Source organism: Pseudomonas sp. R9.37 (assembly GCF_963878885.1).
GTDB lineage: Bacteria > Pseudomonadota > Gammaproteobacteria > Pseudomonadales > Pseudomonadaceae > Aquipseudomonas.
This window is the reverse complement of sequence record NZ_CAWNZA010000032.1, coordinates 452320-477760: the sequence shown is the minus strand read 5'-3', so window position 1 is coordinate 477760 and position 25441 is coordinate 452320. Positions and strand designations below refer to the sequence as shown.

24 protein-coding genes are annotated in these 25441 nt (G+C 61.7%); 16 read left to right on the top strand and 8 right to left on the bottom strand.

All coding sequences use genetic code 11. The features are described 5' to 3' along the window. The first annotated feature begins 250 nt into the window (after window positions 1-250). Window positions 251-1597 carry a spinster family MFS transporter gene (locus AACU78_RS18045; protein WP_106577098.1) on the top strand — a complete coding sequence of 449 codons (1347 nt, stop codon included), beginning with the start codon at window positions 251-253 and terminating at the stop codon, window positions 1595-1597. 157 nt (window positions 1598-1754) lie between these two features. Here the strand turns inward: AACU78_RS18045 and rapA are convergent, their stop codons facing one another. Next, window positions 1755-4601, bottom strand: a complete 2847-nt coding sequence (rapA, locus tag AACU78_RS18040; protein WP_106577097.1) for an RNA polymerase-associated protein RapA — start codon at window positions 4599-4601, stop codon at window positions 1755-1757. Window positions 4602-4820: 219 nt separating this feature from the next. Between rapA and AACU78_RS18035 the strand changes: the two genes are divergently transcribed. Continuing rightward, entirely contained in the window at window positions 4821-5162 is a 342-nt protein-coding gene (locus AACU78_RS18035) for an aspartate-semialdehyde dehydrogenase (protein ID WP_106577096.1), read from the top strand. Here the strand turns inward: AACU78_RS18035 and AACU78_RS18030 are convergent. The 3 genes from AACU78_RS18030 to AACU78_RS18020 all read right to left on the bottom strand — a co-directional run bounded on the left by AACU78_RS18030 (window position 5159) and on the right by AACU78_RS18020 (window position 7770). Further along, a complete protein-coding gene (locus AACU78_RS18030; RefSeq protein WP_106577095.1) occupies window positions 5159-6340 on the bottom strand; it encodes an aminotransferase class V-fold PLP-dependent enzyme in 1182 nt (393 codons plus the stop codon). The two genes, AACU78_RS18035 and AACU78_RS18030, sit on opposite strands and share 4 nt — an antisense overlap. Further along, window positions 6337-6807 carry a RidA family protein gene (locus AACU78_RS18025; protein WP_106577094.1) on the bottom strand — a complete coding sequence of 157 codons (471 nt, stop codon included), beginning with the start codon at window positions 6805-6807 and terminating at the stop codon, window positions 6337-6339. The genes AACU78_RS18030 and AACU78_RS18025 overlap by 4 nt, the downstream gene beginning before the upstream one ends. 90 nt (window positions 6808-6897) lie before the next feature. Further along, window positions 6898-7770, bottom strand: coding sequence for a LysR substrate-binding domain-containing protein (locus tag AACU78_RS18020; RefSeq protein ID WP_106577093.1), 873 nt, complete (start codon window positions 7768-7770; stop codon window positions 6898-6900). 133 nt (window positions 7771-7903) lie between these two features. On the opposite strand from AACU78_RS18020, the gene AACU78_RS18015 reads away from it, so the two are divergent. Both AACU78_RS18015 and ccoM read left to right on the top strand, forming a co-directional pair. Next, complete coding sequence (locus tag AACU78_RS18015) at window positions 7904-8065, top strand: hypothetical protein (protein ID WP_017844811.1); 162 nt, start codon at window positions 7904-7906, stop codon at window positions 8063-8065. Window positions 8066-8208: 143 nt separating this feature from the next. After that, the gene (ccoM, locus tag AACU78_RS18010) at window positions 8209-8325 is read left to right on the top strand and encodes a cytochrome c oxidase subunit CcoM (RefSeq protein WP_017137226.1); all 117 of its coding nucleotides are present in this window, start codon (window positions 8209-8211) and stop codon (window positions 8323-8325) included. Window positions 8326-9400: 1075 nt separating this feature from the next. Here the strand turns inward: ccoM and AACU78_RS18005 are convergent. Both AACU78_RS18005 and AACU78_RS18000 read right to left on the bottom strand, forming a co-directional pair. Continuing rightward, a complete protein-coding gene (locus AACU78_RS18005) occupies window positions 9401-10876 on the bottom strand; it encodes an inorganic phosphate transporter (protein ID WP_106577092.1) in 1476 nt (491 codons plus the stop codon). 322 nt (window positions 10877-11198) lie between these two features. Next, window positions 11199-11399, bottom strand: coding sequence for a hypothetical protein (locus AACU78_RS18000; protein WP_057701255.1), 201 nt, complete (start codon window positions 11397-11399; stop codon window positions 11199-11201). Window positions 11400-11445: 46 nt separating this feature from the next. Between AACU78_RS18000 and AACU78_RS17995 the strand changes: the two genes are divergently transcribed. The 12 genes from AACU78_RS17995 to pcaC all read left to right on the top strand — a co-directional run bounded on the left by AACU78_RS17995 (window position 11446) and on the right by pcaC (window position 22848). Beyond that, window positions 11446-11685, top strand: a complete 240-nt coding sequence (locus AACU78_RS17995; protein WP_124416644.1) for a hypothetical protein — start codon at window positions 11446-11448, stop codon at window positions 11683-11685. Window positions 11686-11969: 284 nt separating this feature from the next. Next, window positions 11970-12812 (top strand): pca regulon transcriptional regulator PcaR, encoded by an 843-nt coding sequence (pcaR, locus tag AACU78_RS17990; RefSeq protein WP_106577091.1) that lies wholly within the window; start codon window positions 11970-11972, stop codon window positions 12810-12812. Window positions 12813-12958: 146 nt separating this feature from the next. Next, window positions 12959-14299, top strand: coding sequence for an MFS transporter (locus AACU78_RS17985; RefSeq protein WP_106577090.1), 1341 nt, complete (start codon window positions 12959-12961; stop codon window positions 14297-14299). Between the two features lie 299 nt (window positions 14300-14598). After that, entirely contained in the window at window positions 14599-15456 is an 858-nt protein-coding gene (locus tag AACU78_RS17980; RefSeq protein WP_106577089.1) for a CoA transferase subunit A, read from the top strand. Then, on the top strand, window positions 15453-16235 hold the full coding sequence (locus AACU78_RS17975) for a CoA-transferase subunit beta (RefSeq protein WP_177410079.1): 783 nt from the start codon (window positions 15453-15455) through the stop codon (window positions 16233-16235). Before AACU78_RS17980 ends, AACU78_RS17975 begins: the two co-directional genes overlap by 4 nt. After that, the gene (gene pcaF / locus AACU78_RS17970) at window positions 16232-17434 is read left to right on the top strand and encodes a 3-oxoadipyl-CoA thiolase (protein ID WP_177410082.1); all 1203 of its coding nucleotides are present in this window, start codon (window positions 16232-16234) and stop codon (window positions 17432-17434) included. The genes AACU78_RS17975 and pcaF overlap by 4 nt, the downstream gene beginning before the upstream one ends. Before the next feature lie 17 nt (window positions 17435-17451). Beyond that, window positions 17452-18156 (top strand): protocatechuate 3,4-dioxygenase subunit beta, encoded by a 705-nt coding sequence (pcaH, locus tag AACU78_RS17965; RefSeq protein ID WP_106577086.1) that lies wholly within the window; start codon window positions 17452-17454, stop codon window positions 18154-18156. A gap of 1 nt (window position 18157) precedes the next feature. Beyond that, window positions 18158-18724, top strand: a complete 567-nt coding sequence (pcaG, locus tag AACU78_RS17960; RefSeq protein ID WP_106577085.1) for a protocatechuate 3,4-dioxygenase subunit alpha — start codon at window positions 18158-18160, stop codon at window positions 18722-18724. Window positions 18725-18910: 186 nt separating this feature from the next. Continuing rightward, window positions 18911-20206 (top strand): MFS family transporter, encoded by a 1296-nt coding sequence (locus AACU78_RS17955; RefSeq protein WP_106577084.1) that lies wholly within the window; start codon window positions 18911-18913, stop codon window positions 20204-20206. A 9-nt stretch (window positions 20207-20215) separates the two neighbouring features. Continuing rightward, complete coding sequence (locus AACU78_RS17950; protein ID WP_106577083.1) at window positions 20216-21580, top strand: 3-carboxy-cis,cis-muconate cycloisomerase; 1365 nt, start codon at window positions 20216-20218, stop codon at window positions 21578-21580. 10 nt (window positions 21581-21590) lie between these two features. Next, window positions 21591-22382: a 3-oxoadipate enol-lactonase gene (pcaD, locus tag AACU78_RS17945; RefSeq protein WP_106577082.1), complete on the top strand. Its 792-nt coding sequence runs from the start codon at window positions 21591-21593 to the stop codon at window positions 22380-22382. Between the two features lie 70 nt (window positions 22383-22452). Then, window positions 22453-22848 (top strand): 4-carboxymuconolactone decarboxylase, encoded by a 396-nt coding sequence (pcaC, locus tag AACU78_RS17940; RefSeq protein ID WP_106577081.1) that lies wholly within the window; start codon window positions 22453-22455, stop codon window positions 22846-22848. Window positions 22849-22962: 114 nt separating this feature from the next. On the opposite strand, the gene AACU78_RS17935 is transcribed toward pcaC, so the two are convergent. Both AACU78_RS17935 and AACU78_RS17930 read right to left on the bottom strand, forming a co-directional pair. After that, window positions 22963-23847 (bottom strand): polysaccharide deacetylase family protein, encoded by an 885-nt coding sequence (locus AACU78_RS17935; RefSeq protein ID WP_106577080.1) that lies wholly within the window; start codon window positions 23845-23847, stop codon window positions 22963-22965. A gap of 312 nt (window positions 23848-24159) precedes the next feature. Further along, entirely contained in the window at window positions 24160-25410 is a 1251-nt protein-coding gene (locus AACU78_RS17930) for an OprD family porin (RefSeq protein WP_106577079.1), read from the bottom strand. Window positions 25411-25441 lie beyond the last annotated feature (31 nt).

Sequence of the window (25441 nt, the reverse complement as noted above, 5' to 3'; positions counted from 1 at the left end):
GGCGTCATCGATAAGAAAAGTAGGATGTGGGTGTTACGGAAGGCTCGCCATTCTATCCTTGGCGTTGCCGTTGGGAAGGGGGGCGTGAACTTATATTTTTGTAGGCGAAGTCCCGTGATACCGGGTGAAATCATGCCCTATCAGCTTTACGAATCATTACAGACAACCGGCACCTGCCTGACTATGTTGCAGGTACCGGGCAGGATGCATCGGGCATCGCAGCTCTCATAACAATAAAAGAGACGGACCCATGCAGAACTCGACCCAAGCGGCGAATGCCTGGCGCATTCTGTTCCTGCTGTTCCTGGCCAACCTGTTCAATTTCTTCGACCGCACCATCCCCGCGATCATCATCGAACCCATCCGTATGGAATGGCACCTGAGCGACTTTCAGCTCGGCATCATCGGCACCGCCTTCACCATCGTCTATGCCATCGCCGGTTTGCCGCTGGGGCGCGTGGCCGACACCGGTTCGCGCAGCAAACTAATGGGCTGGGGCTTGTTTGCCTGGAGCGGGCTCACGGCTATTAATGGCATGGTCGGCAGTTTCTGGACTTTCCTGCTGGTGCGCATGGGCATCGGCATTGGCGAAGCCAGCTACGCGCCGGCGGCCAACTCACTGATCGGCGACCTGTTTCCCGCTCACCGCCGCGCCCGCGCCATGGGCATTTTCATGCTGGGCCTGCCGTTGGGCCTGCTGCTGGCGTTCTTCACCATTGGCGCGATGGTCAAGGCGTTCGACAGCTGGCGCGCGCCGTTCTTTATCGCCGCCGTGCCGGGGCTGATCCTGGCGGTGTTCATGTTCTATATCAAGGAACCCAAGCGCGGCGCGGCCGAAACCGTGCAGGTCTCGCAGGAACGCGTCGATCGCCCGATCCGCCGCGTGCTGGCGGTGCCGACCTTCCTGTGGCTGGTGCTGGCCGGGCTGTGCTTTAACTTCGCCACCTATGCGTGCAACTCGTTTCTGGTGCCGATGTTGCAGCGCTACTTCCTGATGCCGTTGCAGGAGGCGGCGGTTGCCACTGGCGTAATCGTTGGCGTCACCGGCCTGGTGGGCCTGACGTTGGGCGGCTGGATTGCCGACAAGATCCATCAGCGCATCGCCAACGGCCGACTGTTGTTCGCGGCCTGCAGCTTGATCATCTCCACCGTCACCACCGCGTGGGCGTTGCACGCCGGACGCATCGAGATTGGTGTGTTTGTGGCGCTGTTCAGTGTGGGCTGGCTGTTCGCCTACAACTTCTATACCTGCGTGTACACGGCGATTCAGGATGTGGTTGAGCCGCGCCTGCGGGCCACGGCGATGGCGCTGTTCTTCGCCGGGTTGTACCTGTTGGGCGGCGGCATGGGGCCGATTGTGGTGGGTGGGCTGTCTGATCACTTTGCCCATTCGGCGATGTATGCCGATGGCGCAGCGCAGATGACCGAAGCTTATAAAGCAGTGGGGCTGCACGACGCCATGTACCTGATTCCAGTGGCGCTGTTTTTGACCCTGCTGTTTCTGTTCCAGGCGTCGCGCAGTTTTGTGCGCGATGCCAAGCGCATGAAGGATGGGTTGGAAGCGGTAGAGGTGCCGGCTGCGGCGGCTACCGCTTGATACCGAGTTGACCCTGTCGCAGGCAAGCCCGCTCCCACATTTGAAGGTATTCACACATCAAAATGTGGGAGCGGGCTTGCCCGCGATGAGGCCCTCAAGCCAAACACAAAAAGGCCCGCATTGCGCGGGCCTTCTTTTTAGCAGGGCAGGGCGGTGATCAACCCGCCACCAGCACCCGAATCGCTTCCAGTCGCAGCGCCGCTTTGTCGAGCATGGCCAAACCTTGCTCGCGTTGCTGACGCAGGGCAACCAGCTCGCTGTCACGCACGGTCGGGTTGACCGCTTGCAACGCGGTCAGGCGCGCCAGCTCTTCGTCGGTGTCCGCCGCCAGGCGGCGCTTGGCCTCGGCCACACGCTCGGCGTGGCGCGGGGTGATCTTCTCTTCACCGGCGTTGATGCGCGGCGTGAGTTGGTCACGCTGAGCCTGCACGAACTTGTTGGCGCTGGCGCGTGGCACGCTTTCAAGCTGGTCGTTCAGGGTTTCAAACGACACGCGGCCGGACAGGTCATTGCCATTGGCATCCAGCAGGCAGCGCAAGGCCGCCGGTGGCAAGTAGCGGCCCAGTTGCAAGGAGCGCGGCGCAACCACTTCACTCACGTACAGCAATTCGAGCAACACGGTGCCGGGCTTGAGCGCCTTGTTCTTGATCAGCGCCACGGCGGTGTTGCCCATCGACCCGGACAGCACCAGGTCCATGCCGCCCTGCACCATCGGGTGTTCCCAGGTGATGAACTGCATGTCTTCGCGCGACAGCGCCTGGTTACGGTCGTAGGTGATGGTCACACCTTCGTCGTCGCCCAGCGGGAAGCTGGCGTCGAGCATTTTTTCGCTGGGCTTGAGGATCAGCGCGTTTTCCGAATGGTCTTCGCTGTCGATGCCAAAGGCGTCGAACAGGGTTTCCATGTAGATCGGCAGGGCAAACTGGTCGTCTTGCTCCAGGATGGCCTCTACCAGCGCATCGCCTTCACCCGCGCCGCCGGAGTTGAGCTCCAGCAAGCGGTCGCGGCCGGTGTGCAGCTCTTGCTCCAGGCGCTCGCGCTCGGCGCGGGCCTCGTCGATCAGGGCTTGCCACTCGCCATCGTCGGCGTTTTCCAGCAACGGCAGCAGGCGCGGGCCGAACTGATGTTGCAGGGCGTTGCCGGTCGGGCAGGTGTTGAGGAACGCATTCAGCGCTTCGTGGTACCACTGGAACAGGCGCTCTTGCGGGCTGGTTTCCAGGTACGGCACGTGCAATTCAATCACGTGCTTCTGACCGATCCGGTCCAGACGCCCGATCCGCTGTTCCAGCAGGTCAGGGTGGGACGGCAGGTCGAACAGCACCAAGTGGTGAGAGAACTGGAAGTTGCGGCCTTCACTGCCGATTTCCGAGCAGATCAGCACCTGGGCGCCGAACTCTTCGTCGGCGAAGTAAGCGGCGGCGCGGTCACGCTCAAGGATATTCATGCCCTCGTGGAACACCGTGGCCGGAATGCCGGAACGCACGCGCAGGGCGTCTTCCAGGTCCATGGCGGTTTCGGCGTGGGCACAGATCACCAGCACTTTGGTGCGCTTGAGCATTTTCAGCTGATCGATCAGCCACTCCACGCGTGGGTCGAAGCGCCACCAGCGGTTTTCTTCATCCACGTCCGGCTGCGACTGGAAGCTGACTTCCGGGTACAGCTCGGCGTGTTCGCCCAGCGGCAACTCGAGGTATTCGTCCGGGTTCGGCAGCGGGTAGGCGTGCAGTTTGCGCTCCGGAAAACCTTGCACGGCAGCCCGGGTGTTACGGAACAGCACGCGGCCGGTGCCGTGGCGGTCAAGCAGCTCACGCACCAGGCGCGCACTGGCTTCGGTGTCGCCATCGTTGACGGCGGTGAGCAGCGCTTCACCTTCGTCGCCGAGGAAACCCTGGATGGTCTTGTGCGCGGTCGGCGACAGGCGGCCCTTGTCCAGCAGCTCCTGCACGGCTTCGGCCACCGGGCGATAGTTCTCGCTTTCGGCGCGGAAGGCGTGCAGGTCGTGGAAGCGGTTCGGGTCCAGCAGGCGCAGGCGCGCAAAGTGGCTGTCCTGGCCCAGTTGCTCCGGCGTGGCGGTCAGCAGCAGCACGCCAGGAATCACCTCGGCGAGTTGCTCGACCAGCGAATACTCCGGGCTGGCCTTGTCTTCATGCCAAACCAGGTGGTGGGCTTCGTCGACCACCAGCAAGTCCCAGCCGGCCGCGAACAGCGCGTCCTGGGCCTTCTCGTCGTCCACCAGCCATTCCAGGGCCACAAGGGCCAACTGGGTGTCTTCGAACGGGTTGGTGGCATCGCTTTCGATGAAGCGTTCTTCGTCGAACAGCGCGACCTGCAGGTTGAAGCGGCGGCGCATTTCCACCAGCCACTGGTGTTGCAGGTTTTCCGGCACCAGGATCAGCACGCGGCTGGCGCGACCGGAAAGCAGCTGGCGATGGATCACCAGGCCAGCTTCGATGGTCTTGCCCAGGCCCACTTCGTCAGCCAGCAACACCCGCGGCGCGATACGGTCAGCGACTTCACGGGCGATGTGCAGTTGGTGAGCAATAGGTTGCGCACGCACGCCACCCAAGCCCCACAGCGAGGACTGCAGTTGGCGGCTGGTGTGTTCCAGGGTGTGGTAACGCAGCGAGAACCAGGCCAGCGGGTCGATCTGGCCGGCGAACAGACGGTCGCTGGCCAGGCGGAACTGGATGAAGTTGGACAGTTGGGTTTCCGGCAGGGTGACCTGCTCGTTCTGCCCATTGAGGCCGTGGTAAACCAGCAGGCCATCGACGTCGTCGACTTCCTGTACGGTCATTTTCCAGCCTTCGAAATGGGTGATCGAATCACCCGGCGAAAACCTCACGCGAGTGAGGGGCGCATTCCGTAGCGCATACTGACGAGTGTCGCCAGTGGCCGGATAGAGCACGGTCAACAAGCGGCCGTCCTGTGCCAGAACGGTGCCTAACCCCAGCTCTGCTTCGCTGTCACTAATCCAGCGTTGCCCCGGTTGATACTGCTGCGCCATGCTGCCTGACTCCCGCCGTGAAAAAGCCGACTATCTTAACGGAACAAGGCCCTCAGCCAAAGGACTCTGACAAAAACTACTCCGTTAACGCGCGGGTTCGAAAGCTGGATCGACGGGTGGCGGGCACTTGCGAGTGTCGACTGGGTCACAGCTTGGCGAGCTTGAGCTCAAGTCGCCCTGCAACCCGCCGACAGCCTGTTGATCAGGAGAATAATTATTATGCTGCCACCCATGCTGCCCGTCAGCGTTGTGCCGGTCACGTCACAACTCGACCCGGTGCGTCAGAAGCCGGATATCCCGCCCGTGGTGCCAGTGCAAGCGGGCTCCAACGAAAGCACGATCGACCTGAAAAAGGGCGATGCCGAGCAGTCAACCTTGCTGCTGCGCGAGGAACAGCGCCGCCAGCAGGAACAGCAGAAGCGCCGGCGCGAAGCCGATGAAGACCCCGAAGTACACCTGGCGATCCCCGGCGATGTGCTCAACGCCGACAACACTGTGCCGGTGGTGCCGCTGATCGAAGATGCGCCGCGCCAGGGCCTGTGGGTGGACGTCGAGGTTTAGTCACGCAATTCGCGTAGCGCGCTGATCAGCAGTTCAATGTCGTGTTCGGTGTTGAGCGGGCTGACCGACACCCGCGCAACGCTCGTCAGCCCTCGCGCCTGCATGTCCAGCGGCGTGTAGCCCACGCCATTTGCGCCGATGTTGATTCGCTTCAACCCCAGGCGTCGTTTGAGTTCGAAGGCGTCCCAGCCTGCGAGGTTGAAGGCGATCAGTCCTGAATGCGCCGTGCCCAGGTCGTGCAGGGAAACCCCCGGCAGCTGACGCAATGCTTCACGGATTCGCTCACTGAGTTGTAAGACCCTTTCCCACGTGTGCTCCACGCCCAGTCGATTCGCCTCCTGCAACGCATTGCCCAAGCCAGCCAACAAGGCAAAAGACACCTCGCTGGTCTCAAAGCGCCGGGCGTCATCGCGCAGGTCGAAGCCTTCGGCGCTCCAGGGTGCGGAAAACACGTCGCGCTGGGCGGGATTGAGCTGCGAGAGAAAATCCGGTCGCACATACAGTAACGCCGTGCCGCGTGGCCCACGCAGGTGTTTGCGGCCGGCCGACTTGAGCACGTCGCAGTGCAGCGCCTGCACATCCACCGGCAGTTGGCCGACCGCTTGGCCGGCGTCGATGAAATAGGCAATGGCGTGGCGCCTGGCCACTGCGCCGATCGCCTGGGCAGGGTTGATCACGCCGCCGTTGGCCGGCAGCCAGGTCAAGTCGATCAGCTTGACCCTGGCATCAATCATCGACTCCAGCGCCACCGGGCAGACTGCGCCGGTTTCATCGCAGGGAATGACTTCTATCCGTGCGCCGGCTTGCACCGCCTGCTGCATGCTCGCCAGGTTGCCGCCCCATTCGTGGCGACCGACCAGAATGCGCTCGCCAGGTTGCCATGGGCCCAAGGCCTGGAAGGCCATGCTCCAGGCGCTTGAACCGCTGCTGGCGAATGCGATCGACGAGGTCGGCGCATTGAGCAGTTGCGCGGCTGCGCGCCGGGCCTTTTCTACCAGCACGGCACCCTGCTCGCCGGCCTCCATCGGGCCGTTGCGGGCTTCGCGTTGCAACTGGTCGATGATTGCGTCCAGTGTGGCCTGGCTGGGCAGTGAGGCACCCGCGTGGTTAAAGTGCACGATGCCCGACTGGCAGCCGGGCGTTGCGTCGCGCAGCTGCTGGACTTCGAGCGGGCTCACGGCTGCAACTCGAAAATCGCATCAACCTCCACCGCCACGCCGGCCGGCAGGCTGGACACACCGACGGCAGTCCGCACATGCCGGCCTTTGTCACCCAGGGCGTTGACCACCAGGTTCGATGCGCCATTGGCGACCACGCTTTGGCGCTGGAAGTCGCCGTTGCTGGCAATGAACACACCCAGGCGCAGAATGCGCACCACGCGCGACAGGTCATCACCGACGGCATCGCTCAATTGCCCCAACAGGCCCAGCGCCGCCAACTCTGCCGCCTGGGCGCCTTCTTCATCGCTGAGGGTTTCGCCTAACCGGCCGATGTAGGCCGGTTTGCCATCGATCATGGGAATTTGCCCAGAGATAAACAGCTGGTTCTGGCTGATCACATGGTTGATGTAGTTGGCCGCTGGCTGGCTGGGCGTTGGCAGCGTCAGGCCAAGGGCTTGCACGCGTTGGCGAAGGGAGTCGCGCATGTTGAATCCTCTAGGGGAGTAAGGTTTCAGCATGTTGGCTGAGCCGTCGGGCGACAAACGGATAGATCTCACCTGACGTATCGAAAAAACTCACGCGTCGCGGCAGGCATCCTTCAACCACTGGCTGAAGCATTCGGCCGCGTCGCTGGTGGGGCCTTGGGGAGCGATCAGCCAGTAGCCGATTTCGCTGTGATAGGGCGGCCGGTCGAAGGCTTCCACCAGGCTGCCCTCCTGCAGCTTGCGCTCGATCAGACGGTGCCGGCCCATGGCGATGCCCTGGCCGGCCACGGCGGCCTCGACCACGATGTTGTAGTCGTGCAGCATCACGCGGGGGTGGTGCTCGAGGTCGACGTGATAATGCGCGCACCAGTCCGTCCATTCGAAGGGACGGTGCGAGGTGGCCATCAATAACGCGCCATTGTGCAGTTGGCCGGCCTTGAAGGCCGGGCTGCACACCGGCGAGATCACTTCGGGCATCAGGCGGGTGGCGTGTACGTCCGGCCAATCGCCTTTGCCATAGCGGATGGCCAGATCCACCTCGGCCGCGGCGACGTTGGCCAATTGAATCGCCGGCAGCAACTCGACCTGGATATGCGGGTAACGGTTGAGAAAGCCGGCCAGGCGTGGGGCCAGCCACAGGGTGGCGAAGGATGCCAGCAGGCCGACGCGTAGCACGGTGGTAGCGGGCGCGGTTTTTTGGGCGCGCGTGGCGGCGGCAATGGTGTCGAGGGCGGGGCGGATGTCGGCGTAGTAACGTTGGCCGTCGGCGGTCAGGTCTATCGCGCGGGTGCGGCGGATAAACAGCGGTTTGCCCAGATGCTGTTCGAGTTTGTGCACCTGGTGGCTCAGGGCACTTTGGGTGACCGACAGCTCGTTCGCCGCCTTGATAAAACTCAAGTGCCGCGCGACGGCTTCGAAGGCGCGCAGGGCCAGCAGCGGCGGAAGGTCCTTGTGCAGTGCCACCTGAGTGCGCCTCCTGAGTCGAGTGGGAAGGGTCGATTTTGGGCGATGCCCTGCATTTTGTCGCCCGCTGATTTGCCGTTGGGCGGGGGAGGCCGCATTATTGGGCCATTCCCGCCACAACGTAAGCCAAGCCATGAGTGATGACGACAAACTGATTGACCTGAATGCCGAACGCGCCAAACGCGTGCATGACCTTAATGACAAGCGCCTGAATGAAGTGCGCCAGGCGTTTGAGCAAGCGATGCCACTGGGCAAAGTTAAGAAAAAGCCGAAGAACAAGCCGAAAAAGCGTTGAAACAACCTGCATCTGTTGATGCAGGTCAGTTATTGCCCTTCTTTACGCCCCGTTGCGGGCGACATTGATCCTCGTCAATTTTCCAATCCGCCTTCTCCCTTAACTTAGCCCTATCGCAACAGGGCACGAGCAGGAGGCCGGTCATGTTTTTCGATAATGTAGTGTTTGCCGGAGTGTTGACTGTCAGCCTCATGGTGTTGTTTTTTGTAGGGTTTGGAATTTTTATCTGGAAGGACGCTAATAAGCGTAAAGAACCGTAAGTTCTTCTGGGTTATATGAGCACGCAAGGCATTTTGGGCGACTTCGGTCGCCCTTTTTTTTGGCCGCGGTTTTAGGGGGTATATCCGTTGCTGCGGTAACGGCGGCTGGGGGTTGCGCTCTTACAGCGGGTCACTTTGGAAAAGCCCCAAAGTAACCAAAGGGCTCTTGCCCCGCCACTCGGCACCTCGCCTGGGCTCGGTGTGCCCTCACTCCGGCTTGAATCCGTGGGCCGCCGTGACGCGGGCCATCCATGGCCCAACACGGCTAACCCGGCGCCCTGCCGGGTTACCCACGGATTCAAGCCTGCGTTCGGCCAGCGTGGTTTAACGGGGCGCCTAAGATCAAAGTCAAAAGCAGATCAAGATCAAAAGCAGAGCACGGCGGCCTAGTAGCCGACCTGAGTGGTTGAAGCAAAAGCACAGCAACAGCAGATCAACACCACATCAACCTGATACACAGAGATCCAAATGTGGGAGCGAGTACAGACCGCCAGCACCGCACTGCTTGGCTTTTCTGTGGGAGCTGGCTTGCCTGCGATGCAGGCACCCCGGTCTATCAGGCACAACCAGTAGATGCCATCGCAGGCAAGCCAGCTCCCACATTGAATTGAGTTCAGCCTCCAACATCAGGTCGGCTGTCAGGCCGCCTCGCTTTCGCTTTTGATCTAACCACTCAGGTCGGCTACCAGGCCGCCGTGCTCTGCTGTTGATCTTGATCTGCTTTTGATCTTGATCTTAGGCGCCCCGTTAAACCACGCTGGCCGAACGCAGGTAGTACGGAGCGGCTAAACCGGCAGGACGCCGGTTTAGCCGCGACGGGGCAGGGACGCCCCGTCGCGGCGGCCCGCTCCGTAGTACCGGAGTGAGGGCACACCGAGCCTAAGCGAGGGGCCGAGTGGTGGGGCAAGAGCCCTTTGGTTACTTTGGGGCTTTTCCAAAGTGACCCGCCGTAAGGGCGGAACCCAAAGCAGCCATCACCCAAACAACAGATATTCACACTAACCCGCAGCCCAAAAAAAGGCGCGACCCCCATCAGAGATCGCGCCTTCTTTATCAGCCGCAGCCTAGTAGCCTATCAACTACCCAACGCCTTGGAGGCCAACCAGAACAACCCGGCCGACAAGCCCACCGTCGCCGGCAAGGTCAACACCCAAGCCATCAGAATGGTCTTCACCGTACCACCCTGCAGGCCGCTTTTATTGGCAACCATGGTCCCGGCAACACCGGACGACAGCACATGGGTAGTCGAAACCGGCAGGCTAAAGATGTTGGCCAGGCCAATCATGCTCGCCGTGGTGATCTGCGCCGACATGCCCTGGGCATACGTCATGCCCTGCTTGCCGATCTTCTCGCCGATGGTCAGCACCACACGCTTCCAACCCACCATCGTGCCCAGGCCCAACGCCAATGCCACCGCCAGGATCACCCAGAACGGCGCGTACTCGGTCGTGGCAGTCAGGTCTTTACGCAGCTTGTCCAGGTCGGACTTCTTACGCGCATCCAGGCCCGGCAGCTTGCCGACTTTCTTCGCGGTGTCGTCCAGGCACAGCAGGTAGCGGCGCACTTCGATACGGTGCTCGGAGGTCAGCGAGTGGTAGTCCGAGACACCTTTCAAAGTCTCCATCAGCGCGCTGATGGTGGGCTCGGTCTGCTGCGGGTTGCACTGGAACTTGCCCGGCAGGTCATCCTTCACGCTTTTGCCCAGTGCCAGGAACTCGCCGAGGGTGGCGTTGTTACGCTGGTAGAACTGGCTCAAGTGCACGGTGGCGTCACGGGTGCGCTCGATCTGGTAGGTGGTGCTGCCCAGGTCGAGTACGAACTGCGCCGGCACGATACCGATCAGCACCAGCATAATCAGGCCGATACCTTTCTGACCATCGTTGGAGCCGTGCACAAAGCTCACGGCCATCGCGGAAATCACCAGCACCAGGCGGTTCCAGAACGGCGGGTGTTTCTTGTCGTCGAGCTTGCGGCGCTGGTCCGGGGTCTTGTGCATCTTCGACAGCGGGCGCCACCATTTCAGGCCAAGCAGCACCAGGGCTGCGACCAGGAAACCGGCCATCGGCGAGAACACCAGCGATGCGCCGATATCGATCGCTTTCTGCCAGTTCACACCGTCAGCCAGCGGAATATCGTTGATCAGGGCATTGGCCAGGCCGACACCCAGGATCGAGCCGATCAGGGTATGGGAACTGGAGGCCGGGATACCGAAGTACCAGGTGCCCAGGTTCCAGGTGATCGCCGCTGCGAGCAAAGAGAAGACCATAGCCAGACCATGGCCGGTGTTCACATTGATCAGCAACTCCACCGGCAGCAAATGCACGATGGCGTACGCGACACCGACACCACCGAGCAACACGCCGAGGAAGTTGAACACCCCGGAGAAGAACACGGCCAGGTGCGGCGGCATGGCTTTGGTATAGATGACTGTGGCCACCGCGTTAGCGGTGTCATGAAAGCCATTGATGAACTCGAAGGCGAGGACAAAGGCCAGGGCGAGCAACAGGCTCACTAGAACCCACGCATCCAGTCCGCTGAATAAATCGATCATGAAGGTTTTCTGACCCGGTCGTAAGGGGGCGCGATTATGCCAGAAAACCTCAGTAATCGATGCACTAGCTGCTCATCGGTAACAATCTTCATTGAAAAAAAACCGGGCAGGGGTGCGCATCCCAGGGTTTTCGGGGCTTTGGCAAGTCTTTGATTTATAAAGCGCGGGGTCGAAAAAGCGGGTTTTTTTGACCGAATTGTCACATTTGAAACACTTGTACGAAATTTCGTTCAAGGCTGTAGGAGCCTGATTAAATCAGGTTGCCCGCCGCTGGCAATGCGCCAGCGGCGGTGGCAAAACCTTGAAGCTCAAATCGAAGCGCTTATGGCTCTTCGGTTTTGAGTTCCTGTTCAATCTTTTGGATTTCCTGGGCAAATGCCTGATCGAGCAAACTGGCTCGTTTGCGCCAGGGCTTGCGCTCGGGCTCAGGCTGGGCGGCGTAGGTGGTGATTTCCCCGCCGTAAACGTCCTTGTAACGTTGCTCCTGGCGCTCAAGTTCCGCGCGCAGTTCGTCTTTCGTCACAGTGTTACCTAAATGAGTTGAGTGTATTGAATGTGCAGCGCCACGCTTGAAAGTCGTCCTCGGGCTGTTTCAAGTTGAACAGGCGAACTGTTCAAGTTTGAAAGAAGGCACCAGGGGCAAAACGTTTAAGCGGATACGTGTGACCGGCGATGCTGGAACGCTGCAAAGCCTGGCGAGCTCCAATCCCGATTATTGTTACCGGGCCGACCTCTGCACAGGTTGCATTATAGCGGCGTATTTGAATAACACTATCGGCGTGAAGTTAAAAAGCGTCAACGTTGCGTGAGGGTTTTGTTACATACAGGTGTCAGTCTTTTCTAAAAAACCGTGTTGACGTTCTGCACTTTTACAAATGTCGGATGGCTGTTTAAACGTGAGCGATCCCTTCGGCGCTTCCTATAAGTGTGCTCGTTCGTTGAACGCCATTGCGGGACCAGCAAATTGCGATAATCGCATGATCGTCCGATAATCGCCCAAAGTTGCTGGCCCCGCCTTGTGCATTCTGGCCAGCGCGGCTTGTAATAGCGGCCAACCCTCCCAGCGGTTGAAAATAAGAGAAAGGACCCTGAAATGAACGATCAATTGCGCAACTCCTTCGCGTCAGTGGCGCCGCCGATCGTGGCGTCCCCGGCCAAGCGCATCCAGGCGTTTACCGGTGATCCGGACTTCATGACTTCCCTGGCCCGTGGCCTGGCCGTGGTGCAGGCCTTTCAGGAGCGCAAGCGCCACCTGACCATCGCCCAGATCAGCCACCGCACCGAAATCCCCCGCGCCGCGGTGCGTCGTTGCCTGCACACGTTGATCAAGCTCGGCTACGCCACCACCGACGGGCGTACCTATTCACTGTTGCCCAAAGTCTTGACCCTGGGGCACGCCTATTTATCTTCTACGCCACTGGCGGTGTCGGCCCAGCCTTATCTTGATCGCATGAGCGAGCAACTGCATGAAGCCTGCAACATGGCGACGCTGGAGGGCGACGACATTCTCTATATCGCCCGGTCCGCCACCACCCAGCGCCTGATTTCCGTGGATTTGTCGGTGGGCGGGCGCTTGCCGGCGTACTGCACGTCCATGGGCCGCATTCTGCTCGCGGCACTCGACGATGCCTCGCTGCAGGACTACCTCGACCACGCCGACCTGCAAACCAAGACCAGCCGCACCCTGACCACCGCCGACGCGTTGTTCGAATGCCTGCAGCAAGTACGCCAGCAGGGCTGGTGCATTGTCGATCAGGAGTTGGAGCAGGGCCTGCGTTCCATCGCCGTGCCGGTGTACGACGCGTCCGGCCAAGTGCTGGCCGCACTCAACGTCAGTACTCACGCCGGTCGTGTCAGCCGCAGCGAGCTGGAGCAGCGTTTCCTGCCGAGCATGCTCAGCGCGAGCCGTGAGCTGAGTGCGCAACTGTTTGCCTAAGTGTTCGATGACCGCACAGATCCCGGCTTGATCAATTGACGGTGTTTCCCCTGGCTTATTAATGTGCGGCAGCGCTATCAGCGCCGCCCCAATAATAATGACGACCTCAGGTCGTTCGCCCGCCCATCGGTGTGGAAATAACAATAATGAATCAGCCCTCTGTCGTTACTAACCTGGACGTGCAGTCCTTTATCAATGCCCAGCCGTTGTCACGCTACCAATGGCGCGTGGTGATCCTGTGTTTCCTGATTGTCTTCCTCGACGGGCTCGACACCGCCGCCATGGGCTTTATCGCGCCCGCCCTTTCGCAGGACTGGGGCATCGACCGCGCCAGCCTCGGCCCGGTGATGAGCGCCGCATTGATCGGCATGGTGTTCGGCGCGCTGGGCTCCGGCCCGTTGGCCGACCGCTTCGGGCGCAAAGTGGTGCTGGTGAGTGCGGTGCTGGTGTTTGGCGCGTTCAGCCTGGCCTCGGCCTACAGCACTCACGTCGACCAGTTGCTGGTGTTGCGTTTCCTCACCGGGCTGGGCCTGGGCGCGGGGATGCCGAATGCCACCACGCTGCTCTCCGAGTACACGCCCGAGCGTCACAAGTCGTTGCTGGTCACCAGCATGTTCTGTGGGTTCAACCTGGGCATGGCCGGTGGCGGATTTATCTCGGCCAAGCTGATTCCAGCGTTCGGCTGGCACAGCTTGCTGATGATTGGCGGCATCCTGCCGTTGATCCTGGCGGTGGTGCTGTTGGTGTGGTTGCCGGAATCGGCGCGCTACCTCGTGGTGCGCAATCGTGGCACCGACAAGGTGCGCAAAACCTTGTCACCCATCGAGCCCAACCTCGTCGCCCGCGCCACCAGCTTCAGCGTGCCCGAGCAAAAAACCGTCAAGGCGCGCAACGTGTTCGCGGTGATTTTCTCCGGCACTTACAGCGCTGGCACCTTGTTGCTGTGGCTCACCTACTTTATGGGCCTGGTGATCGTGTACCTGCTGACCAGTTGGCTGCCGACCCTGATGCGCGACAGCGGCGCCAGCATGGAACAGGCTGCGTTTATCGGCGCGCTCTTCCAGTTTGGTGGCGTGTTGAGTGCGGTCGGCGTGGGCTGGGCGATGGACCGCTTCAATCCGCACAAGGTCATCGGCACTTTCTATCTGCTGGCCGGGGTGTTCGCCTACGCGGTAGGGCAGAGCCTGGGCAATATCACGCTGCTGGCCACCTTGGTGCTGGTCGCCGGGATGTGCGTCAACGGTGCGCAATCGGCGATGCCGTCACTGGCCGCACGCTTCTACCCGACCCAAGGCCGCGCTACCGGCGTGTCGTGGATGCTCGGCATCGGCCGCTTTGGCGCGATTCTCGGTGCGTGGATGGGCGCAACGTTGCTGGGTTTGGGCTGGAACTTCGAACAGGTGCTGACGGCGCTGGTGATTCCGGCGGCGCTGGCCACGGCAGCTGTTGTGATCAAAGGCATGGTCAGCCATGCGGATGCGACCTGAGGCTTTACCCGATCTTGTGGCTGTCGGCGCCTCTGTGGGAGCTGGCTTGCCTGCGATTGCATCAACTCAGTTCACCTGCCGAACCGAGTCGTTTGCATCGCAGGCAAGCCAGCTCCCACATGGACTAAGCCCAGTTGAATTTCAGTGTTTCGTACAAGGATTAGCTAGACAACAATCCGTTCGATAATCGAACGCTGAGTCGATTATCGGATTGTTCGACCCCTTTCCCCGGCTTAATCTTCAGGCACTTGGGCGCCACCTCAGCGCCTTTTTCGATCAACACCGGGAGCCCCAACCCCATGGCTGAAATCCTTGCGCTGCGCGACGCGGTGAAGCACTTCGTGAACGACGGCGACACCGTCGCGCTGGAAGGCTTCACCCACCTGATCCCTACGGCGGCGGGTCATGAAATCATTCGTCAGGGCAAGAAAGACCTGACGCTGGTGCGTATGACGCCTGACTTGATCTACGACCAGTTGATCGGGGCCGGCTGCGCCCGCAAGTTGATTTTCTCCTGGGGCGGCAACCCCGGCGTAGGCTCCCTGCATCGCCTGCGCGACGCGGTCGAGAAGCAATGGCCGCAACCGCTGGAGATCGAAGAACACAGCCACGCCGACCTGGCCAATGCCTACGTCGCCGGTGCATCCGGCCTGCCGTTTGCGGTGCTGCGCGCCTACGCCGGTTCTGACTTGCCCAAGGTCAACCCGCTGATCAAAACCGTGACCTGCCCGTTCACCGGCGAAGTGCTGGCGGCGGTGCCGTCGGTTCGCCCGGACGTCACCGTGATCCATGCACAGAAGGCTGACCGCAAGGGCAACGTGTTGCTCTGGGGCATTCTCGGTGTGCAGAAAGAAGCGGCCCTGGCGGCCAAGCGCTGCATCGTCACCGTCGAAGAAATCGTTGACGACCTGAATGCGCCGATGAACAGCTGCGTGCTGCCGACCTGGGCGTTGACGGCGGTGTGTCATGTACCCGGTGGCGCGCATCCGTCCTACGCGCACGGCTACAACGAGCGTGATAACCGCTTCTATCAGGCGTGGGACCCGATCGCCCGTGATCGTGGGACCTTTACCGCCTGGATCGACGAATACATCCACGGCACTGCCGACTTCCGTGAATTCCAGGCCAAGCTGGCCACCGCGCAGGAGGCCAAGTGATGGCTTACTCCACCAATGAAATGATGACCGTCGCCGCCGCGCGTCGCCTCAAGAACGGCTCGGTGTGCTTCGTCGGCATCGGCTTGCCTTCCAAGGCCGCCAACCTGGCGCGCCTGACCTCATCGCCCGACGTGGTGCTGATCTACGAATCGGGCCCGATTGGCGCCAAGCCCAGCGTCTTGCCGCTGTCCATCGGCGACGGCGAACTGGCAGAAACCGCTGACACCGTGGTGCCGACCGGCGAGATTTTCCGCTACTGGCTGCAAGGCGGGCGCATCGACGTCGGTTTTCTTGGCGCGGCCCAGGTTGACCGATTCGGCAATATCAACACCACCGTGGTCGGTGACTATCACCAGCCCAAAGTGCGCCTGCCGGGTGCCGGTGGCGCGCCGGAGATTGCCGGCTCGGCCAAGAGCGTGCTGATCATCCTCAAGCAGTCGGCGCGTTCGTTTGTCGACAAGCTGGACTTCATCACCTCCGTCGGCCACGGCGAAGGCGGCGACTCACGCAAGCGACTGGGTCTGCCAGGCGCCGGCCCTGTAGGGATTATTACCGACCTGTGCATCATGGAGCCGGAAGAGGGCAGCCATGAATTTGTGGTCACCGCGCTGCACCCCGGCGTTACCCGCGAACAAGTGATCGCGGCCACCGGTTGGGCGATTCGGTTTGCCGATCAAGTAAGCACCACCGACGCACCGACGGACATCGAACTCAAGGCCCTGCGTGATCTCGAAGCCCGCACTGCCGCCGCCCATGGCCAAGCGCCAGGAGAAGCCTGATGCGTGACGTGTTTATCTGTGATGCCATTCGCACGCCCATCGGCCGCTTTGGCGGTGGTTTGTCCACGGTGCGTGCCGATGACCTGGCGGCCTTGCCGATCAAGGCCCTGATCGAACGCAACCCGCAGGTGGAGTGGGCGGCGGTGGATGAAGTGTTCCTCGGTTGTGCCAACCAGGCCGGCGAGGACAACCGCAACGTCGCGCGCATGGCCCTGCTGTTGGCGGGCCTGCCGCAGAGCATTCCCGGCGTGACCCTCAACCGTTTGTGCGCCTCGGGCATGGACGCGATCGGCACGGCATTCCGTGCCATCGCCAGCGGCGAAATGGAGCTGGCGATTGCCGGCGGCGTTGAGTCGATGTCCCGCGCACCGTTCGTGATGGGCAAGGCTGATGCGGCGTTTTCACGCAACATGAAGCTTGAAGACACCACCATCGGCTGGCGTTTTATCAACCCGTTGATGAAGGCCCAATACGGTGTGGACGCGATGCCGCAGACCGCCGATAACGTCGCCGACGACTACAACGTGTCCCGCGCCGACCAGGACGCTTTTGCCCTGCGCAGCCAGCAACGTACCGCCGCTGCGCAAGCCGCCGGGTTTTTCGCCGAAGAAATCGTGCCGGTGCGCGTCGCGCATAAAAAAGGCGAGACCGTGGTCGAGCAGGATGAGCATCCACGGGACACAACCCTGGAAGCCCTGGCCAAACTCAAACCGGTGAATGGCCCGGACAAGACCGTCACCGCCGGCAACGCCTCGGGCGTGAATGACGGTGCGGCGGCGCTGATTCTGGCCTCGGCCGAGGCCGTGAAAAAGCATGGCCTCACCGCCCGCGCCCGTGTGTTGGGCATGGCCAGTGCCGGTGTTGCACCGCGCGTGATGGGCATCGGCCCGGTGCCGGCGGTGCGCAAACTGGTGGAGCGCCTTGGTCTGGCGGTTACCGACTTTGATGTCATCGAACTCAACGAAGCCTTCGCCAGCCAGGGCCTGGCAGTGCTGCGTGAGTTGGGCATCGCCGACGACGCCCCGCAAGTGAACCCGAACGGCGGCGCCATCGCCCTCGGCCACCCGCTGGGCATGAGCGGCGCGCGGTTGGTGTTGACGGCGTTGCACCAATTGGAAAAAACCGGCGGCCGCAGAGGCCTGGCCACTATGTGTGTGGGCGTCGGCCAAGGTTTGGCCCTGGCGATTGAACGCGTCTAATAAAAGAGGATGGCTCCATGAGTGACAAGCCCGGATACCGGCGCCCGCAAGCGGGCACTCAACCCGATTATCTGCACCCGGCCTACCAGTCGACGAACTTGCGTTCGCCGTCTCAGCCGTTGGTGTTTCTGCCGCATTCCTTGTCGGAGATCACCGGCCCGAGCATCGGCGCCGAACGCGTCAATGAGAAGGACAACGACCTGACTGCCCAGCACGAGGGCGAGCCTCAGGGCGAGCGCATCATCATTCATGGCCGCGTGCTGGATGAAAACGGCCTGCCGGTGCCGGGTATTCTGGTGGAGATCTGGCAAGCCAACGCCGCCGGTCGCTACAACCACAAGCGTGACCTGCATGACGCGCCACTGGACCCGAACTTCACCGGCACCGGCCGCACCGTCACCGACGCGCAGGGCTGGTACCAGTTCCAGACCATCAAGCCCGGCGCCTACCCGTGGGGCAACCACCACAACGCGTGGCGCCCGGCGCACATCCATTTTTCGCTGTTTGGCCCCAGCGTGCTGACGCGCTTGGTCACGCAGATGTACTTCCCCGGTGACCCGCTGCTGGAATACGACCCGATCTACAACTGCGTGCCGGACATCTCGGCCAAGCAGCGCTTGATCGCCAGCTTCGACCTGGAAAAAACCATTCCTTCCTATGCCCTCGGCTACCGCTGGGACATCGTCCTGCGCGGCCGCGACGCCACGCCGATGGAGAAATGAGATGAGCCTATACGCGACCACGTCCCACACCGTCGGGCCGTATTACCACATTGGCCTGACCTGGCTGAACCGCGAAGACCTGACCGTGCCGGCCACCCTTGGCGAACGCGTGGCGATCAGTGGGCAAGTGGTGGACGGCAACGGTGATGTCGTCAACGACGCCATGCTTGAAGTCTGGCAGGCCAATGCTGCGGGCAAATACGATCACCCGGAAGATGAACAGGCCAAAGCCGTCGATCGCAACTTCGAAGGCTTTGGCCGAGTGCCGGTGGATGCCCAAGGGCGCTTTCGCTTTACCACGATCAAGCCGGGCAGCGTGCCGGGGCTTGCGGGTACGACCCAGGCGCCGCACCTGGTGGTGCTGGTATTTGCGCGTGGGCTGGTGAAGCACTTGCTGACACGGATTTATTTTGACGGTGAAGCGTTGAATGGCGATGACCCGTTGCTGGCGTGTGTGCCGGCTGAGCGTCGCGGCACCCTGATTGCCAAGGCGGATGCGGGCGGTGTGTATCAGTGGAATGTGATTTTGCAGGGCACAGACAAGGAAACGGTGTTCTTCGATTACTGAGATGGTTTAAAACCTGTCGCAGGCAAGCCTGCTCCCACATTTGAAGGTGTCCCCAATCAAAATGTGGGAGCGGGCCTGCCCGCGATGAGGCCCTTGCTGGCGACAAGTATCCAAAAGTCTGCTTGCGGAACATGGTTGTTGCAAAGTATGTCTAGGCTATAACCGTTCCCACTGAGTGAAAAAAACATGACAACAAAAACGATTCACTACACCGGAGAAGAGCGCAGCAAACGGATTTTTGCAATTGTCGGGGCCTCGTCCGGCAACCTTGTCGAATGGTTCGACTTCTACGTTTATGCCTTCTGCGCCATCTATTTCGCCCCGGCATTTTTTCCGTCGGAGAGCCCCACCGTACAACTGCTCAGCACCGCCGGTGTGTTCGCTGCCGGCTTCTTGATGCGCCCTATTGGCAGTTGGGTGTTCGGCAGTCTGGCCGACAAGCACGGCCGCAAGAATTCGATGATGATCGCGGTGCTGATGATGTGCGCCGGCTCGCTGGTTATTGCGTTTTTGCCGACCTACAAAGACATCGGCATCTGGGCGCCGATCCTGTTGTTGGTGGCCCGCCTGTTTCAAGGCTTATCGGTGGGCGGCGAGTACGGCACCACCGCCACCTACATGAGTGAGGTCGCCCTCAAGGGCCAGCGCGGGTTCTTTGCCTCGTTTCAGTACGTGACCTTGATCGGCGGGCAATTGCTCGCGGTACTGGTGGTGGTGATCCTGCAGCAATTTCTCAGTGAAGACGAACTGCGCGCCTGGGGCTGGCGGATTCCGTTTGTGGTCGGTGCCGTCGCGGCGCTCATCTCTTTGCTGCTGCGCCGTACCTTGAAAGAGACCACCACCAAGGAAATGCGCGAACACAAGGACGCCGGCAGCATCACCGCGCTGCTGCGCAATCACACCGCGGCCTTTATCACGGTGCTGGGCTACACCGCCGGCGGCTCGCTGATTTTCTACACGTTCACCACGTACATGCAGAAGTACCTGGTGAACACGGCCGGGATGCATGCCAAGACCGCCAGTTACATCATGACCGGCGCGCTGTTTCTCTACATGTGCATGCAGCCGCTGTTCGGGATGCTGGCGGACAAGATCGGCCGACGCAATTCCATGCTGTGGTTCGGCGCCCTGGGCACGCTGTGTACCGTGCCGATCCTGCTGACCCTGAAAACCGTCAGCAGCCCGTTCCTGGCCTTTGTGCTGATCACCCTGGCCCTGGCGATTGTCAGCTTCTATACCTCCATCAGCGGCCTGGTCAAAGCCGAAATGTTCCCGCCCCAGGTACGTGCATTGGGTGTGGGTCTGGCGTACGCGGTGGCCAACGCGATTTTCGGCGGCTCGGCAGAAGTGGTCGCGCTGGGCCTGAAATCCATGGGCATGGAGAACGGCTTTTATTGGTACGTCACCGTGATGATGGCGATTGCTTTCCTGTTCAGCCTGCGCCTGCCCAAGCAGGCGGCGTATCTGTACCACGATCTGTAAGGAAGAGTTATGACACTGCGCACGAGCAATCAACTGTTCGACGCTTACTTCAGCGCTGACAGCATGGCCGATGTGTTCTGCGACCAGGGGCGTTTGCAGGGCATGCTGGATTTTGAAGCCGCGCTGGCCCGCGCCGAGGCCCAGGTCGGGTTGATTCCCCAGGCCGCCGTCGCGCCGATTGCCCAGGCGTGCCTGGCGTCTTTGTACGATGTGGATGCGCTCGGCGTGGCGATTGCCACGGCGGGCAATTCGGCGATTCCGTTGGTGAAAGCGCTGGGCACATTGGTCGCCAGTGAAGACGCCGGCGCCGAACGTTATGTGCATCTGGGCGCGACCAGCCAGGATGTGATGGACACCGGCCTGGTCCTGCAACTGCGGCGCGCGCTGGCGTTGATCGACACTGACCTGGCGCAATTGGGCGAGACCCTTGCCGTGCAGGCCCAGCGTTATGCGCGCGTGCCATTGGCCGGGCGCACCTGGTTGCAGCATGCGACACCGGTGACCCTGGGCATGAAAATCGCCGGTTGGCTGGGGGCGGTGACGCGCAGTCGTCAGCGTCTTGCCGAGCTCAAACCGCGCCTGCTGGTGCTGCAGTTTGGCGGCGCGTCCGGCACGCTGGCGGCGCTGGGTGAGCAGGCAATGCCGGTGGCCGAAGCCTTGGCTGCGCAGTTGCAATTGAATTTACCCGAGCAACCCTGGCACACCCACCGTGACCGGCTGGTGGAGTTCGCCAGTGTGCTTGGCCTGATCGCCGGCAGCCTGGGCAAAATGGGGCGTGATATCAGCCTGTTGATGCAGACCGAAGCGGCGGAAGTGTTCGAACCCTCGGCGCCCGGCAAAGGTGGTTCATCGACCATGCCGCACAAGCGCAACCCGGTGGGCGCCGCCGTACTCATCAGCACCGCGACCCGCGTGCCGGGCCTGGTGGCGACGATGTTGAGCGCCATGCCTCAGGAACACGAGCGCAGCCTTGGCTTGTGGCATGCCGAATGGGAAACCCTGCCGGACATTTGCCGGTTGGTGTCCGGCGCACTGAAGCAGGCGCTGCTGGTGGCCGACGGGCTGGAGGTCGACCCTGAGCGCATGGCGCGCAATCTTGAGTTGACCCAGGGCCTGGTGCTGGCCGAAGCCGTCAGCAGCGTGCTTGCCCAACGCCTGGGCCGGGAAACCGCGCACCATCTGCTGGAGCAATGCTGCAAACGCGCCGTTGCCGACGGGCGCCATCTGCGTGCAGTGCTGGCGGACGAACCGCAGGTTACCGCCGAGTTGTCAGCCGCTGAACTGGACCGCCTGCTCGACCCGGCCCACTACCTTGGCCAGGCGCACACGTGGGTCACCCGCGCGGTGACCGATCATTTTGCCTTGACCGTGTAAGGAGACCGCTGTGCCATTTGTACAACTCGCCGAGGGCGAACTGCATTACCAACTGGACGGCCCGCTCGACGCGCCGGTGCTGGTGCTGTCCAACTCCCTGGGCACCGACCTGCATATGTGGGACATCCAGATTCCGGCCTTCACCGAGCATTTTCGCGTGGTGCGTTTCGACACCCGTGGCCACGGCAAGTCCTTGGTCACCGAGGGGCCGTACAGCATTGAGCAACTGGGCCACGACGTGATCGCGCTGTTGGATGCGCTGCAGATCCAGCGTGCGCATTTTTGCGGGCTGTCCATGGGCGGCCTGATCGGTCAATGGCTGGGCATCCATGCCGGAGACCGTTTGCAGCGGCTGGTGGTGTGTAACACCGCGGCCAAGATCGGCACGCCGGATGTGTGGAACCCGCGTATCGAGATGGTTCTGCGCGATGGCCCGGCCGCCATGGTGGCGCTGCGTGACGCGTCTATCGCCCGCTGGTTCACCGCCGATTTCGCCGCCGCCAACCCGCACCAGGCCAGGCAGATTACCGACATGCTCGCCGCCACGTCGCCCGAGGGTTACGCCGCCAATTGCGCCGCCGTGCGCGATGCGGATTTTCGCGAACAGTTGGCATCGATCAAAGTGCCGACCCTGGTGATTGCCGGGACCGAGGACGCGGTGACACCGCCGGCCGGTGGCCACTTTATCCAGCACCACGTGAAGGGCGCCGAGTACGCCGAGTTCTATGCGGCCCACCTGTCCAACGTCCAGGCCGGGGCTGATTTCAGTCACCGGGTGCTGACGTTCTTGCTGGCTGAATAAACCGGGTGACGAGCGCTTGCCGCCGCCACCGGTGATCGAGCCCAGATCCAATTGAACCAGGAGCTTTTTTGTGGACGAGAAACACCGTTACGCCGACGGCCTGCAGGTGCGCCGCGAAGTGTTGGGCGACGCACATGTCGACCGTAGCCTGAATGCCCTGACCGAATTCAACAGCGAGTTCCAGGAAATGATCACCCGCCACGCCTGGGGTGATATCTGGACCCGCCCCGGCCTGCCGCGGCACACCCGCAGCCTGATCACCATCGCCATGCTGATCGGCATGAACCGCAGTGAAGAATTGAAACTGCACCTGCGCGCCGCTGCCAGCAACGGCGTGACCCGCGCCGAGATCAAGGAAGTGCTGATGCAGAGCGCGATCTATTGTGGGATTCCGGCGGCGAATGCGACCTTCCATCTCGCCGAGTCGGTATGGGATGAACTCGGCGTGGAATCGCGCCAGGACTGATTTGCAACACGGTCAAAAAGGTGGGAGCGGGCTTGCTCGCGAATGCTGTAGATCAGTTAAAGATAAATGGACTGACCCACCGCATTCGCGAGCAAGCCCGCTCCCACATTGATTTCAGTGGGAATCCGCATCCCATATCCAGTTCCACACACCCGGCAGGTGCACCCCTTCATTCACATCCTTGACCGTGCGCGCCAGCGCCGCGCGTTCCAGCGTGGCGCGGTCGGTGTAGAACGGTTCGGCCGCAGTCTTCATGCCGTTGATTCGAGCGCTGTCCATCAGGATCTGCAGGTACTCCTGCAGGTGCCGCGCGGTGTAGCGGTTGATGTCATGGAAGGTCACGACCACCGGTATCACGCCGTCCACTGTCGGTAACTCGCCCAGCGCGATACGCTCGCGCACCACCGACAGCTGCCGATACAAATTCGCTCGGCGCCGTGGGCTGCCGTTGAAGCCCCAGATCTTGCCGTCATTGGCACTCAGGTCGGTCAGCAATACGTGCATGCCGTGGCGCTGGTAGGCGGCGAAGGTGCGCTTGTCGTAGTTCCAGAAGGGCGGACGTACCAGCGCGGGTGAGGCGCCGGTGATGGCGGCGATATCGGCCGCGCCCTGGCTGAGGGTGCTTTCAAGCTCGGCGTCGCTCAACCAGCGGTGGTTGGTGTGAAACCCGGTGGCGGTGTGGAAGGCCAGCACGTGGCCCGCCGCGTACTCACGCACCATGGTCTTGCGGCCCCGCGGGCTGCCGCCTGAGCGGGAGGCTTCGGTCTGCAGGAAGAACACCGCCTTGATGCCCGGCAACACCGGGTTATTCGCCAGGTCAGCCACCACCGAGCGGCTGGGGTTGTTGTAGCCCGAGGCGCTGGGGCCGTCATCAAAGGTCAGCAGGAAGCGGATCGGCGCCTGGGCTTGCAGGCGCTGCTCGGTCTGCGGCGTCAGCGCGATAGGCGCGCCGATGCAGCCGCTGAGCAGAATCGACAGAATGACAATCAGGTATTTCATGGCGGCCTGGGTTCAGAGCTGGTCATCCGTGTCGTTGAGTCCCTATGCCGGGTGATGGGCGCGTGCACGATACAGCATGAGCGCGGCTGCCAGCAGCGGTAAATCGTGCCGCCTGTCTTGAAGGGGCGGGCTGTCTTCACGCGTAAGGGGGCCGGGTCTTCGCCGCCATTGCGGCGCCCGCGTGAGTTGCGCAGGCGCCGGTGGCGGTCAGTGGAGGTAGTGGCGGTGAACGTTCCCGCTCCCATTGAGGCAACTTGCTGAAAAACAGCCGCGATCAATCAAGGCGCGGCTGCCATTCGCCCTGACAAACGCCTACAGCAGGCTGATCGGGTAACTGACGATCAAGCGGTTCTCGTCGAACTCATTGTTGCTGTAGTCGCGGCGCATGCTGGAGTTGCGCCAACGCACGTTCAAATCCTTGAGGGCGCCGCTTTGCACGGTGTAGCCCAGTTCGCTCTCACGGCCCCACTCCTTGCCGTCGGTGATGGCGCCTGTGTGCACGTTGCTGCCGCTGATATAGCGGTTCATCAGGGTCATGCCCGGCAGGCCGAGGACGACAAAGTTGAAATCGTGGCGCACCTGCCAGGACTTTTCCTGGGCGTTGTCGTAGCTGGCGTTATAGCTGTCGTTGGCCAGGGTGCCGCCGCTGGTACCGTTGACGCGCATCCACGCGCTGTTGCCGGTGAGTTTTTGCAGGCCGACGTAGAAGGTGTTGCCGCCGTGACGCGCGGAAAACAGGCCGGACCAGGTCTTGTTGTCCAGGTCACCGGCGCGGGCGCTGCCGTCGTCCTTGCCGTAGAAGAACCCGAGGTTGGCGCCCAGGGTCCAGTCACCCACGGGCTGGCTGCGGATCAGGTTGACGTACTGCTGGCGGTAGATGTCCTTGAGCTGGGCATTCCACACACCGATTTGGGTGCGTTTGTCGTTGAACGCATATTCGCCGCCCTGGAAGTTGAAGCGGTCGGAGGTGAAGGCGGTTTTACCGAACATCGACATGTCCGTCATGCTGCTGTCATCGCGTGGGCTGTTGGCGCGGAACTGACCGCCGTAAAGCGTAAGGCCGTCGATTTCCCTGGAGGTGATCTGCCCGCCGCGCAGGGTTTGCGGCAGTGAACGGCCATCGTCGGAGCGCAGGATCGGCAGCACCGGCATCCACTCGCCGACCTTCAATTCGGTCTTGGAAAGCCGCGCTTTGAACGCCACTCCCAGGCGCCCGAAGTTATCGGCCGGGCGGCCGTCGTGGTCCAGCGGCAACAGCTGGGTGCCACCGGTGCCGCGCCCGCCATCGAGCTTTTGTGAGTACAGGCCCAGCACATCCACGCCGAAACCCAACGTGCCCTGGGTGAAGCCGGAGCGGGCGTCGAGAATGAAACTTTGCGTCCATTCCTGCGCGCCGCCCTGGGCTTTGGTTGGGTTGGTGTAATTGCGGTTGAAGAAGAAATTGCGCAGGTTGAGGTTGGCGCTGGCGTCTTCGAGAAAGCCGTGTTCTTCAGCGACGACGGGGAGGGCAAGACTGGCGACAGCGGTCGCCAGCCACAGCTGGCGCGGTTGGAAAGTGCTCATGGTGTTGGACCTGTTGTTATTGGGGTTATGC